At 62.0% G+C, this 13,219-nt stretch carries 9 protein-coding genes; 1 reads left to right on the top strand and 8 read right to left on the bottom strand.

What is annotated here, in order from left to right; all coding sequences use genetic code 11:
- The 4 genes from JV201_RS04435 to hmgA all read right to left on the bottom strand — a co-directional run.
- Window positions 1-1,307 (bottom strand): aromatic acid/H+ symport family MFS transporter (locus JV201_RS04435; RefSeq protein WP_219407135.1); only part of this gene is annotated, 1,307 nt, incomplete at its 3' end.
- Window positions 1,308-1,472: 165 nt separating this feature from the next.
- Window positions 1,473-2,108, bottom strand: a complete 636-nt coding sequence (gene maiA, locus JV201_RS04430; protein ID WP_219406564.1) for a maleylacetoacetate isomerase — start codon at window positions 2,106-2,108, stop codon at window positions 1,473-1,475.
- Between the two features lie 12 nt (window positions 2,109-2,120).
- On the bottom strand, window positions 2,121-3,407 hold the full coding sequence (gene fahA / locus JV201_RS04425; RefSeq protein ID WP_102368145.1) for a fumarylacetoacetase: 1,287 nt from the start codon (window positions 3,405-3,407) through the stop codon (window positions 2,121-2,123).
- Between the two features lie 3 nt (window positions 3,408-3,410).
- Complete coding sequence (hmgA, locus tag JV201_RS04420; RefSeq protein WP_219406563.1) at window positions 3,411-4,694, bottom strand: homogentisate 1,2-dioxygenase; 1,284 nt, start codon at window positions 4,692-4,694, stop codon at window positions 3,411-3,413.
- A gap of 119 nt (window positions 4,695-4,813) precedes the next feature.
- Here hmgA and JV201_RS04415 point away from each other — a divergent pair, with 119 nt between their 5' ends.
- The gene (locus JV201_RS04415) at window positions 4,814-5,602 is read left to right on the top strand and encodes an IclR family transcriptional regulator (RefSeq protein WP_008438587.1); all 789 of its coding nucleotides are present in this window, start codon (window positions 4,814-4,816) and stop codon (window positions 5,600-5,602) included.
- A gap of 155 nt (window positions 5,603-5,757) precedes the next feature.
- Here the strand turns inward: JV201_RS04415 and JV201_RS04410 are convergent, their stop codons facing one another.
- The 4 genes from JV201_RS04410 to JV201_RS04395 form a co-directional block, all read right to left on the bottom strand.
- On the bottom strand, window positions 5,758-8,247 hold the full coding sequence (locus JV201_RS04410; protein ID WP_219406562.1) for a LuxR C-terminal-related transcriptional regulator: 2,490 nt from the start codon (window positions 8,245-8,247) through the stop codon (window positions 5,758-5,760).
- A 272-nt stretch (window positions 8,248-8,519) separates the two neighbouring features.
- Window positions 8,520-9,887, bottom strand: a complete 1,368-nt coding sequence (locus JV201_RS04405) for a DUF1329 domain-containing protein (RefSeq protein ID WP_003212808.1) — start codon at window positions 9,885-9,887, stop codon at window positions 8,520-8,522.
- Window positions 9,888-9,913: 26 nt separating this feature from the next.
- Complete coding sequence (locus tag JV201_RS04400) at window positions 9,914-11,704, bottom strand: DUF1302 domain-containing protein (RefSeq protein WP_023659149.1); 1,791 nt, start codon at window positions 11,702-11,704, stop codon at window positions 9,914-9,916.
- A 485-nt stretch (window positions 11,705-12,189) separates the two neighbouring features.
- Entirely contained in the window at window positions 12,190-13,101 is a 912-nt protein-coding gene (locus JV201_RS04395; protein WP_008438591.1) for an SDR family oxidoreductase, read from the bottom strand.
- Window positions 13,102-13,219 lie beyond the last annotated feature (118 nt).

Genomic DNA, 13,219 nt, shown 5'->3' with positions numbered 1-13,219 from the left:
GGCGAGCGCACCTGGATAATCAACAACGCCGCTATCACCGCCGGAATCGCGCAGAAGAAGAAAATCTGCTGCACCGGTATGTGCATCGCCAGCAGCAGGCTGCCGAACAGCGGCCCCAGGATCGACCCGAACCGCCCGACACCCAGTGCCCAGCCTGTACCGGTGGCCCGCACGTGAGCCGGGTAGAAGTTACTGGCGAACGCGTTCAGGGTCAGTTGACCGCCGATGATGCAGAAGCCCGCAGCAAACACGCAGGCCACCAGATAGCGCGGATTGTCGTGATTCAGCCCCAGCAGGATGGTGCACACCGCAGCCGCTGCCAGCACGCCGGACAGTAGGCGCACTTTGCTTTTGAGCCGGTCGGCAAACCAGGCCATGCCGATGGCGCCCAGTGTCCCGGCGAACAGGAACATCGAGGTCACCAGATTGGCTTCGTTCAGGCCCAGGCCGCTTTCCAGCAACAGCGAAGGCAGCCAGCTGATCATGAAATACAGCAGGATCAGGCTGACAAAAAACGTCGCCCACAGCAGCAAGGTCGGGCGCGCATAACCATGGCGGAACAGCTCCACCACCGTCAGTTTGCTGCCTTGCTCCTGGCGGTTTTCAGCCTCGCTCGCTGGCGGCGGTTGCCAGCCTGGCAGCATTCGCGCGGTGACTTTTTGCAGGCGCGCATACGGCGGTGCATCACGCAGCAGGCGTGGCAGGGATTCGGGCAACATCCAGGCAAGAAACGGAAACAACAGCAATGGCGTCACACCACCGGCGAGGAACACCGCCTGCCAGCCGAAACTGTCGATAAACCCGGCCGCGACAAAACCACCGGCCGCACCGCCGAAAGAAAAGCCACAGGCGGCGAGCGTCACCATCAATGTTCGCAGGCGGGGTGGTGAGTATTCCGACATGAGGGCCATGGCGCTGGGCATTGCACCGCCCATGCCGATGCCGCAGATAAAGCGGGCGGCCATCAAGGTATTGAGAGAGTTGGCGAACACCATCAGCACCGTGAGGCTGGCGTAGATCAGCACGCAGCACAGCAGGATGCGCCGCACCCCGAAGCGATCCGCCAGCGGCGTGACGGCCAGGGAGCCCAGCGTCAGCCCCAGCAGGTTGGCGCTGAACACCGGGCCGAACGCGGCTTTTTCCAGGCCCCAGTCCTTGGCCAGCGCCGGTACTACGTAGCCCAGGACCTGGGCGTCGTAGCCATCGGTGACCAGCAACAGTGCCAGCAACAGGAGAATCAACCACTGATAGCGCGACACCGGACGGGCGTCGAGTGCCGCACGAAAGCTGGCAATCTGATTGTGCATCGCAAGGGACCTGTATTGTTTTTATATATTTTGGACACGCTGAAGATCACATGTGGGAGCGGGCTTGCTCGCGAAAGCGGTAGGCCAGTCAATACATCTGCTGACTGATACACCGTATTCGCGAGCAAGCCCGCTCCCACATTTGGCCGGTGTGAGCCTGGAGATTTATGGGGTATCGGGTTGGTTGGCGGGATGAGCCGCCATGAACGCCGGATGCTGCGCCGCCAACCCCGCCACCCGCTGAATGCGCGGGTATGCCGCCAGCGACACCTTGAACCGCTCGGCCGCATACAACTGAGGAATCAAGAACGTATCCGCCATCCCCGGCTGCTCGCCAAAGCAGTAACCCTGATCACCGATCAACTGCTCAACCGCCGCCAGCCCCTGGCTGATCCAGTGCCCGATCCACTCCAGCACCTGCGCTTCATCGTGCCCCCATTGCTTGAGCAGATTCTGGGTACTGGAGTTGTGCAGCGGGTGGATGTCGCAACCGATGATCGACGCCACCGCGCGCTCATGGGCGCGGGTTGCCAGATCCGTGGAGAGCAACGGCACCTGTGGATAACGTTCCTCCAGGTATTCGATGATTGCCGGCGACTGGATCAACACATCACCCTCATCGGTGCGCAAGGCCGGCACGCGACCTTGCGGGTTGATCGCCAGATACTCCGGCTGATGGTTGGCGCCGCCCTTGGGCACCAGCAGGTTGACCGGCACGGCGGTGAAGTCCAGGCCCTTGAGGGCCAGCACGATCCGCACCCGGTAGGACGAAGTGGAGCGGTAGTAGGTATAGAGTTCCATGGCCCTGCCCTCTCAGCGCGCCGCGACCACGGTACCCCGGCATTCGCCGAAGCCGATGGAGGCAAAACCGTCGCGGGTGCAGCGGGCACGCAGGATGATTTCGTCGCCATCTTCAAGGAATTTCCGCACCTCGCCGGAGGCCAGTTCGATCGGCTTTTTACCGCCCTCGGTGATTTCCAGCAGGCTGCCGAATTGTCCGGCTTCAGGCCCCGACAAGGTGCCCGAACCAAACAGGTCACCCGCCTGCAACTGGCAGCCGTTGACGCTGTGGTGCGCAACCATCTGCGCGACGGTCCAGTACATGTGTTGGGTATTGCTCAGGGTCAAGCGATGGGCCGGCAGGTTCTGCTCACGCATCGAGGCGGTGGTCAGCAGCACTTCCAGTTCGATATCAAAACCACCGGCAGCCTGGTCGCGCTTGTCCAGCAAGTATGGCAGTGGTTGCGGGTCGCCTTCAGGGCGTGCCGGTTGTGCCTTGCGGAACGGTTCCAGGGCTTCAGCCGTCACCACCCATGGCGAAATGCTGGTGATGAAACTCTTCGACAGGAACGGGCCCAGCGGCTGGTATTCCCAAGCCTGGATATCCCGCGCCGACCAGTCGTTGAGCAGGCAGAAACCGGCGATGTGATCAGCCGCGTCGCCGATGGCAATCGAGTCGCCCATGGCATTGCCCTGGCCGATCCAGATGCCCAGCTCCAGCTCGTAGTCCAGGCGAGCGCAAGGGCCGAAGGTCGGCTCGGTCTGGCCGGCTGGCAGGGTCTGGCCTTTCGGGCGGCGGACCTCGGTGCCCGACGGGCGAATCGTCGACGCGCGGCCGTGGTAACCGATCGGCACATACTTGTAGTTGGGCAGCAGCGGGTTGTCCGGGCGGAACAGCTTGCCGACGTTTTGCGCGTGCTCGATGCCCACGTAGAAGTCGGTGTAGTCGTTGATCCTGGCCGGCAGGTGCATCTGGCAATCCGCAGCCGGGTGCAGCGCAGCTTGCAGTTTGCCTTGCTGGTCGCTGCCTTCGGCCAACAGTTCCAGCAGGCGTTCGCGCAGGGCCACGCGCGGGCCACGGCCGAGTTCGAAAAATGCGTTCAGTTGGCCGCCAGCGGTGGCTTCAACGGCCCGGCGGGCTTCGCCTTCAAAGCATTCCAACGCGGCGTGCAGATCAAGAATCTGCTCGCCAATCGCCACGCCACTGCGCGGTGCCGAGCCATTAACGCTGAACACCCCCAACGGCAGGTTTTGCAGCGGGAAATCCCGGTGACCGTTGGCGGAAACCACCCAACTGCGGGTGAGATTAGGCTGCGTCATGGGTTATCTCCGATTCGGGTTGAAGGTTGCGGGCAGTGAGGCCCAGCAAGCGTCGTAGGAAGGTTGCAGCTGCGAGCATTCAAGGGCGAACTGGGTGGGACGCAGCACCTGGCTGGTCTCGAACATGAACGCCATGGTGTTATCAATCTTGTGGGGCTCAAGCGTCGCGTTGATGGCTTTGGTGCAGGTCTCGCCATCCGGGCCGTGGGCGCTCATGCAGCTGTGCAACGACGCGCCGCCGGGCACGAAGCCTTCGGCCTTGGCGTCGTAGGCACCCTGGATCAGGCCCATGTATTCGTTCATCAGGTTGCGGTGGAACCACGGTGGCCGGAAGGTGTTTTCGGCGACCATCCAGCGGGGCGGGAAGATCACGAAATCGAGGTTGGCCAGGCCGTGGACGCTGGTGGGCGAGGTCAATACGGTGAAGATCGACGGGTCCGGGTGATCGAAGCTCACGGTGCCGATGGTGTTGAAACGACGCAGGTCGTATTTGTACGGCACGTTGTTGCCGTGCCACGCCACCACGTTCAGCGGCGAATGGTCGAGCTGGCAGCCCCACAGTTCACCGAGGAATTTCTGCACCAGCGTGGTCGGTTGCTTGAGGTCTTCGTAATGGGCGACGGGCGTGAGGAAATCCCGTGGGTTGGCCAGGCCGTTGCTGCCGATAGGACCAAGGTCCGGCAGGCGCAGTGGCGCGCCATGGTTCTCGGCGACGTAACCGCGGGCCTGGGCATCCAGCAGTTCGACGCGGAATTTCAGGCCGCGGGGCAGCACGACGATTTCCAGTGGCTCGACTTCCAGCACACCCAGTTCGGTCGCAATGCGCAGGCGGCCCTGTTCGGGAACGACCAACAGTTCGCCGTCCGCGTTGAAGAACACGCGGTCCATCGAACGGTTGGCGCGGTAGTTGTAGATGCTGATGCCCGAGGGTTTTTCCGATCCGGAATTGGCGACCATGCCTACAAGGCCATCGACGAAATCTGTCGGCTCACCCGGAATATCCAGCGGGTTCCAGCGCAGGCGGTTGGGCGTCACAGCGCCCAGCGGTCCACCGGCCAATTGCCGTTCCAGCTTGACGAACGCCGGGTGATTGGCCGACGGCTGGATGCGGTACAACCAGGTGCGCCGGGCTTCGCTGCGGGCCATGGTGAAGGCGGTGCCGGAAAAGAGTTCGGTGTACAGCCCGTAGGGCGCTTTCTGCGGGGCGTTCTGGCCGACGGGCAATGCACCGGGCAAGGCTTCAGTAGCAAATTCATTGCCAAAACCCGATTGGTATTCGAGGGTCATGGATCATCCTCTGAGCGGAAGTTGTTTTTATCGTAATCCAATTACGCATAACGTAATTTGATACCTGTTGACCGTCAAGCTATAAAGACGCCCATTCGTCTTTCGGATTCATGCCCTCCATGGAAAAGCCGCCCGCCCCCCGCGACACCGGTAAACAGAAAGTCCGCTCGGCTGAAGTGGGCACCGACATCCTCAAGGCCCTGGCTGAACTGTCGCCGGCCACCTCGTTGTCGCGCCTGGCCGAGCACGTGCAAATGCCGGCGAGCAAGGTCCACCGCTATTTGCAGGCGCTGATTGCCTCGGGTTTTGCCGAACAGAACACCGCCACCAACCATTACGGCCTGGGCCGTGAAGCCTTGCGCGTGGGGCTGGCCGCGCTGGGCAGCATGGACGTGCTGAAAGTCGCCGCCCTGCCCCTGGCGGAACTGCGGGATGAGTTGAATGAAACCTGCTTCCTGGCCGTCTGGGGTAACCAGGGCGCGACGGTGGTGCATATCGAGCCGGCGGTGCGCGCGGTGACGGTGGTCACGCAATTGGGCTCGGTGTTGCCGTTGCTCAGTTCGTCCACCGGGCTGGTGTTCAGTGCGTTCCTGCCGTCGCGGGAAACCGTGGAGTTGCGCGAGCGGGAGATTCAGGCGGGCGTCGCCCATGCGTTGGCGGATGACCAGGAATACGCGACCACCTGTGAGCAGATCCGCCAGCGCGGCTTGCACTTTGTGCATGGTTTGCTGATGCCGGGTGTGGACGCGTTGTCGGCGCCGGTGTTCAACGCGGTCGGGCAAGTGGCGGCGGTGTTGACCGTGGTGGGGCCGACGTCGCTGTTCCATGCCGATGAAGACGGCCCGGCGGCGAAGCGTTTGCTGGCGGCGACCCAGGCGGTGAGTTGGCGCATGGGTTATCAGCCGTAACGCTCAGTATCAGGCACACAACAGAACAAAATGTGGGAGCGGGCTTGCTCGCGAATGCAGTCTGTCAGTTAAAGCATCAGTGACTGATACACCGCATTCGCGAGCAAGCCCGCTCCCACATTTGATCGTCATTGTTTGACGAATAGTGCATGGCTTCAAGCCATCAAGCCCAGCGTCTTGGCCTTGGCCACTGCCTGGGTACGCCGCTCCACCCCCAACTTGCTGTGAATCCTCCGCGCATGGGTTTTTACCGTGTGCAGCGAGATAAACAATTGGCTGGCAATTTCCAGATTGGAATTGCCCTGGGCAATCAGTTGCAGCACCTCAAGCTCGCGCTGGCTCAGGGGATTTTCCCCCGCCGCCGCCGGGCATTCCTGCGGTTCCAGCCCCAATGCACTCAACAACCCCGGTTGCCTGAGGCGCAGCTCGCGAATCGCCTGCTGTACCTGGCAACGCCCCGCCAGTTCCAATCCGGCTTCCAGCGAGCGCACGGCCAACGGGCGATCGCCGACTTCCCAGGCCACTTCCCCCAGAACCAAGTGCAACTCCGCTTCCAGGCACAGCATGCCCCGCTGACGGGCGGCCTCCAGTAACGCACTCAGGCGGGCGACAGGCTCTTCGGCGCGATGCAATTTCACTTCGGCCAGCACCTGCAAATATTCAAGCCTGGGGATCAACTCCAGGGTGGCCGGCGGTGCTTGTTTCGCCTTGGGGCCACGGTAGTGCCGCAGCACCCGGGTCACCGCCTCCAGGGTCAGTTCGGCGCGACCCTGTTGCAGCCAGAAATGCCCGCTGAGCAACAGCAATACGGCGCGATAGACGGTGTCGGGCACCTGGCGTTGCTGCATCAGGCGTTCAGCGTCGCGCAACTGGATAAACGCCTGGGCGTAATCGCCCTTGTTGGCGGCCAATAGCGCCAGTCCCAGGTAGCCGTAGAGCACGCGTTTGTCCTGGCTGTGCAGGCACATGCCCAGGCCGGATTCGAAGCATTCGGCGGCCACGGCGTCGTGGCCCTGGCGCAGCGCCAGGTGCCCACGTCGCAAGCAAATCCGTCCCATCAACGGCCCGGCTTTAAGCCGCTGTTGCACCAGCATGCGCTGCACATTCTCCAGCAGGCTTTGGGCCCGATACGGCGCGCCGCGCTGCTCCAGCAACTGCGCATGATCGAGCTCCAACAATGCCTCCAACAGCAGTGAGCCGTGGGAGCGCGCCAGGCACAACGCCTCGCGGTTCAGCGCCTGGGCCACGTCCAGCTCGCCACGCAGCAAGGCTTGCTGGGTCAGGCCCGACAGGCACATCAGGCGCGACGTCCAGGCGCTCTCGGGCAAGTCTTGCAGGGCTTCGAGAAAATGCTCCCGGGCCCGTGCGGCTTCGCCGCCCAGATGCAACAGCCAGCCCCATTGCGCCTGCCAGCGGGCCAGCAGATAACGCTGCAGGTGCGCGGTCGGTTGCGGAGTGAAACGCGCCAGTTGGTCAATGCACAACGCCGCCTGGTCGAAACGCCCGGCAAACAGCAACGCCGCCGTTACCAAGCCCACCAGTTGCGCCGAGCCCAGCATCAATTCATCGCCATGCTGCTCATGCAGGCGCAACAACAGCACCGCATTTTGCTGGCGGAACAGGTCTTCAAAACTGAAGTGCTGCAACAGGCTCACGGCAACTTCGTACTCTTCGGCCAGCAGCGCCTGCTCAAACGCGGCCTGCCAGTCCTCGGCGGCGGTAAACCATTGGCACGCGCGCCGGTGCCAGGAGCGCCTGGCTGGCCAGGGTTCGGCGCGCATCAGTTGGGCCAGTGGCGGGAAGACTTGCAGCCAGTCGGTGGACTCTTCCCAGGGCTCGATAAAGGCGCCCAGCGTCTGCAAGTCTCGCAGGTAGTCGCCACCGTCACCAAAGCCGAACAGGTGGTCACACAAGCTCGGATTGAAGCGTGGCAGGTGCGCGAGCACGCGCCAGGCCTCAGCCAATTCCGGCGCCAGGCCCGTGAACAGTTCGTGTTGCAGGTAGTCGAGCAAGGTTTTGTCCGGGTGCCCGTCGCCTTCAAGCAATCCGATACGCACTCCGGCGCACCAGCCGGCGCTGAACTGCAATACCTTGTCGGCGCTGGGCCCGGCCAAGTGCTGGATTTCGCTGGGGTCAAACGCCAACTCGGCAGCGCTGCATTCCCACAGTTCATCATCAAGCAACAGCCGGGGCCAGTTGCAGGCCGGCCGCCGCCGCGCGCCGATCCACCAGGTCAAGGCCGGGCTGCTGGCGGCCAGGATGCGGTCAAGCAACCCATCCAGTTCAGGCGCCGGCACGCGGCAGAAGTCATCGAGAAACAACCAGCCCGGCGCTTGCCAGCGGTTCAGGGCCAGCAGCAACGTGGGCTCATCAACAAAGTCGAGGCCAAGGCTTTGCGCCAGGCGCTGACACAAATCCGAGGCCACGCCATTCAGCGGCAACCAGTACACCTGGCACTGCGAAGGCGCCTGCAACGCGCACTCGGCGAGCAATGCACTCTTGCCACTGCCGGCCGGGGCGCAGAGCAACTTCACCCGCGCAGTGGCGTTGAGCAGCGGCACGGCCAGGCGCGGGCGCAACAGATGATGGGGAGACAAGCGTGGCATGAATCCAGGACGATCCAGACAACGGGTCATGGCGGTCATTACTGCGTCCCTGTTTTTTATTATTAGGCGGCGTGCGCCCTACCCTAGTCCTGTGGCTGGCGGTTGTTGAGGAGTATTCAGCAGGCTGATTGGCGGGCATAAAAAAGCCGGGAGCCAAAAGGCCACCCGGCACTCGTTCTAAAGGTGGAACACAGTAAATGTGGGAGCGGGCTTGCTCGCGAAGGCGGTGTATCAGTCACTGATGCTTTAACTGACAGACCGCTTTCGCGAGCAAGCCCGCTCCCACAGTTTGATCGCACTTCAATCAGGTTTTAGCGCACGCCTTCCGAGCGCAATGCTGCCGGCGTGTAGTCGGCCGCCTTGGCCGCAAAGCCGAACACAAAGCTGCTCTTCTCTTCGTTCTTCATGCCCAGGGCGATGTAGCGCCCGGCGATGATGTCGTACAGGGTTTCGACGGTGTAGGCCGGCACCTGATGGTCGTAGTAGAACTGCGCGTGACCTTCAGCAACACGCCACAGCTGGCCGCGGCCGTCGTAGTGGTCCACCAGCGCCACCTGCCAGCTGTCTTCGTCGATGTACATGTGGCGCTTGGCGTAGATGTGCCGCTCGCTCGGCTTGACCGTGCCGATCACTTCCCAGACCCGGTGCAGCTCGTAGCGGGTCAGGTCCTGGTTGATGTGGCCGGCCTTGATGATGTCATCGTACTTGAGGGTCGGCGAGTCGAGCTTGTAGCTGTTGTAGGGGATGTACATCTCCTTCTTGCCCACCAGCTTCCAGTCGTAGCGGTCGGGGGCGCCGGAGAACATGTCGAAGTTATCCGAGGTGCGCAGGCCGTCGGCCGCAGTGCCCGGCCCGTCGTAGGCCACTTGCGGCGCACGGCGTACCCGGCGCTGGCCGGCGTTGTAGACCCAGGCCAGGCGCGGTTCCTTCACCTGGTCGAGCGTCTCATGCACCAACAGTACGTTGCCGGCCAGGCGCGCCGGGGCGGTCACCGATTGTTTGAAGAAGGTCAGTACGTTGGCGCCCTTGACCGGGTCCATGTCCGGGATCAGTTGCGGCACGGCCACTTCTTCCTCGAAACGGATCGGCGTGTAGCTGCCGTTGGTTTGCGGCGTGGCCTGGGTGATGATGCGGCGCAGGTTGCCGCCGTGGTAACGGGTGATGTGGTTCCACAGCACTTCCACGCCATTTTTCGGAATCGGGAAGGCGTAGTAGCGGTTGCCGGTGAAATTTTCCAGGCCATTGCCGTCGTTGATCGCGTGTACGTTGAGCGCGCTGCGCTTGATCGACTCGTAGATCTCCGGCGGCAGGTTGACCGTGCGGTGGGTCGGGTACACCGGGATCTTGTAGGTTTGCGGGTAGCGCTTGAACATCGCCACCTGGCCTTCGGACAGTTTGTCCTTGTACTTGTCGACCGTAGCGGCGGTGATCACGAACAGCGGCTTTTCATTGGCGAACGGGTCAGCGAGGAAACCCTTGCTGTCCACCGCCCCGGCGTTTTTCGGGATACCACCGGTCCATGCCGGGATCGAACCATCGGCGTTACCGGCCTTCTCGGCGCCCACCGGGGTCAGGGTAGTGCCGAGCTTGGCCGCTTCTTCCGGCGACACTGCGGCCATCACGTTGGCGGCCAACAGGCTCAGGGCCAACACCCCGCATTGCAGAATCATTTTGCGCATAGTCTCTTGTCCTTACTTAAGCCAAATCAGAAGTTCACGCCAAAGCTGAGGGCGATGAAGTCGCGGTCGGTGAGGGTGTTGTAGTCACCGCCAAAAAAGTCGGTGTAGCTCAGGCTCGCGGTGTAGGTGTTGCGGTAGTCCGCATCCACGCCGACGCTGATGGCCTTGGCGCCTTCGTTGAACAGGCCGTTGGGGCCGTAGCCGCTGACGTCCTGGGACCACGACACGTTGGGCTTGAGGTTGACCCCGGCGAATACGTTGTTGTAATCGAGGATGGCCCGGGCGCGATAACCCCAGGAGTTGGCCGTGACAAACCCATCGGTGTCGCCGCCGAAACCGTATTGGCCGTAGACCGAGTCACGGCCATAACGCAGCTTGGATTTCGCCTCCAGCCCGCCGACGTGCACAAAGGCCGCCTCGCCCACCAGGGTCAGGCGTTCGGCGCCCAGTACCTGGTCGAAGAATTGGGTCATGGTGCTCTGGATCTGGGTGATTTCCTTGCGGCGGTAGCCGGCGTTGTCGGCACCGAAGGAACTGCTGATCGGTGAAGCGGCGTTGCCGGCAATCGGGTTGACCAGGGCCAGCGTCAGGTCGGTGGTGTTGAGTTGTACGGGAGCATTCGGGCGGTAGCTGATTTCGCCGGTCCAGGCGGTGCCGGTGGGCAAGGTGGTGGAGAAACTGGCACCGAACAGGCGGATGTTTTCCGGGTAGTCGAGGTAATACTGGCCGCGACCGAGCATCGTGCTTTGCGCCAGGCCGGCCCCGGTACCCGGGGCGATCCCGTTGGCCGCGTTGGCAATAGCGCCAATGGTTGCCAGGTTGGTGTTGGCGGTGATGGTACCGACGGTGGGCGTGCGGCTGTGATAGTTCATGAAGTACAGGCCGTACTCGGTGTCATCTCCCAGCCAGCGCAACGCCATGCCGAACTGGCCGCCATCGCGCGCCTCGCGGTCTTTTGCACGCTGCACCACTACGCCTTCTTTCGTAACCTGGAAGCCCTGGCCAAACGCCGCCGCTACCGGTTGCAATGGTGCAATCGCCGGGCTGCCGACGGTGTAGTTGCCGTTGCAGCCATGGGCCACCACGTCGTTACCGAAGAAGGTGCCGCAGTTGTCCACCACGGTGTTTTCCCAGTTCAACTGGTAGAAACCTTCCACGCTCAACTGGTTGGTGAGGCTTTGGGAGGCGAACACCATGTTGACCGGAATCAGGCCYTCCTTGATCTCGGCGCCAGGGCGGCGGAACGCGGAAACGTCGATGGGGTTGATGCTGTTGATGGAGTTGCCGATGAACGTACTTTCCCCCCAACTGACCACCTGTTTACCGACGCGCACGTTGCCCGGCAAATCGCCGATGGAATAGTTGTGATAGACAAATGCATCGAGTAATTCGTAGCCGGAAGAGCGCGCGCCTTCGTCGCGGTGGTTATTGCTGATCTGCTTGAATTCGCGGTCTTCGTCCTGCAGTTCGAAGTCGTACCAGTACTTGCCGCGCACGAACACGCCGCTGTCGCCGTACTTGAGTTCCAGGTCGTGGATGCCCTTGAAGATCTTGGAGAAGGTCTCACCCTTCTTGAAGTTCAGGCGACCATCATCGCCGGTGGAAGCCTGGCCCGTTCCGCCGTTGGGAATGCCCACCAGCTTCTTGTCGGCATCGCGCATGCCCCAGCTGGCACCGACCGACAGCGAGGAATCGAATTGCCCTTCGATCTCGCCGATGTTGAACGAAACAGCCTGCGCCTGGGCACAGCAACCCAAAGCAACCGCAGCGGCCAGCGCCTGTGGCCTGAAGATGGCGCGCATTGTTGTTTTTGTCATGCGTCTTCCCCGGTGGTGTGACAGAAGGCCCCACCCTACTGCCCGCGATCAGGAGCGATAAGCGCACCAAGGAGGTATTCGTGTTGTCGCTCGAAAGGATGAGAGGGCGCTCTGGCCGGGGTCCTGGAGAGGCCATGGACGAGATGGATGAAGGATTATCAGGAGGATGGATGAGGTGTTATTGCCACTGTTGCGGGTTTTGTAACAGTCCTTGTCTCGAATCGCTATTTTTCATTTTGTAACAAAAGCCTATTCTTGCCTGGCTTTCAGGGCAAACCGCCTGCTTCCAGAACCTGGAGGAACAGCCAGTTTTTTATGGATTGATCAATATTTTCAATCTGTTACCGGTGTTCACTGACGTTGATTTATTGCTCCTTGATCAAACGTCTTACTTCAGCCGCTGCCTTTGCAGCGGCTTTTTTTATGCCTGAAATAAAGCGGGGCGCCATGGCGCCCCGCTTGATTAAAACTTTTTCACGTAATGATCACAGGCTGTACTTCTGCAGGTTGGCCATCATCTCCTTCAAGGCCTCGATGTTGTCCTTGGGGTGAGCGGCCCCGTCGAAGTCACAGATTTGCTGCCAGTGGGCGGCGACATCATCCGGGGAGAACCCGGCTTCAGGATCAAACCCAACCCCCAGGCTGCGCTCCCAGCGGGTCTTGCCGATCCAGCCGCCGCCCACCTCAAACAGCCCGGAGGTTTCCTGACACGCCTCGCTGCCCAGGTACACCACCAGCGGGCTGATCAATTCCGGCTTGAGGCGTTCGAAGACTTGCGGCGGGATCAGGCCTTCGGTCATGCGTGTACCACCGGTGGGGGCGATGGCGTTGACCAGGATGTTGTTCTTGCGGCCTTCCAGCGCCAGGGTGCGGGTCAGGCCGTACAGGCCGAGCTTGGCCATGCCGTAGTTGGACTGGCCGAAGTTGCCGTAGATACCGGAAGTGGAGGCGGTGAAGATCACCCGGCCGTAGGCTTGTTCACGCAGATGGGGCCAGGCGGCGCGAGTGACTTTGTAGGCGCCTTCGACGTGTACGCGGTAGACCAGGTCCCAGTCGCTGTCTTCCATTTTGTGGAAGGTTTTGTCCCGCAGGATCCCGGCGTTGTTGACGACGACGTCGATGCGGCCGAAGGCGTCGAGGGCGTTCTGGACGATCTTGTCACCGTCGGTGACGGAGTCGTGGTTGGCCTCGGCGATGCCGCCGGCTTCGCGGATTTCGGCTACGACGCGGTCGGCCGCCGAGGCGTTGGCGCCTTCGCCCTGGGTTGAGCCGCCAAGATCGTTGACCAGCACTTTGGCGCCGTGTCTGGCGAACAGGAGTGCGTGGGCGCGGCCTAGCCCGCCGCCGGCACCGGTGACGATCACGACCTTGTCTTGGAACTGCACAGGCTCACTCATTGGGGACTCCAGGGGTGGTTAGGGGTGGATGGGTTGAGTGTCAGGCACGGGGCTTGTGGTCACAATAAATACGGTTGGGGGTGAATGGTGCGCGATAAGGCTGGGGGATGATTGGTGT

Source organism: Pseudomonas sp. Colony2 (genome assembly GCF_019382755.1).
In the GTDB taxonomy this organism is placed as follows: domain Bacteria; phylum Pseudomonadota; class Gammaproteobacteria; order Pseudomonadales; family Pseudomonadaceae; genus Aquipseudomonas.
Note: the sequence above shows the minus strand (reverse complement) of the source record. Positions and strands in the feature narration are given on the sequence as shown.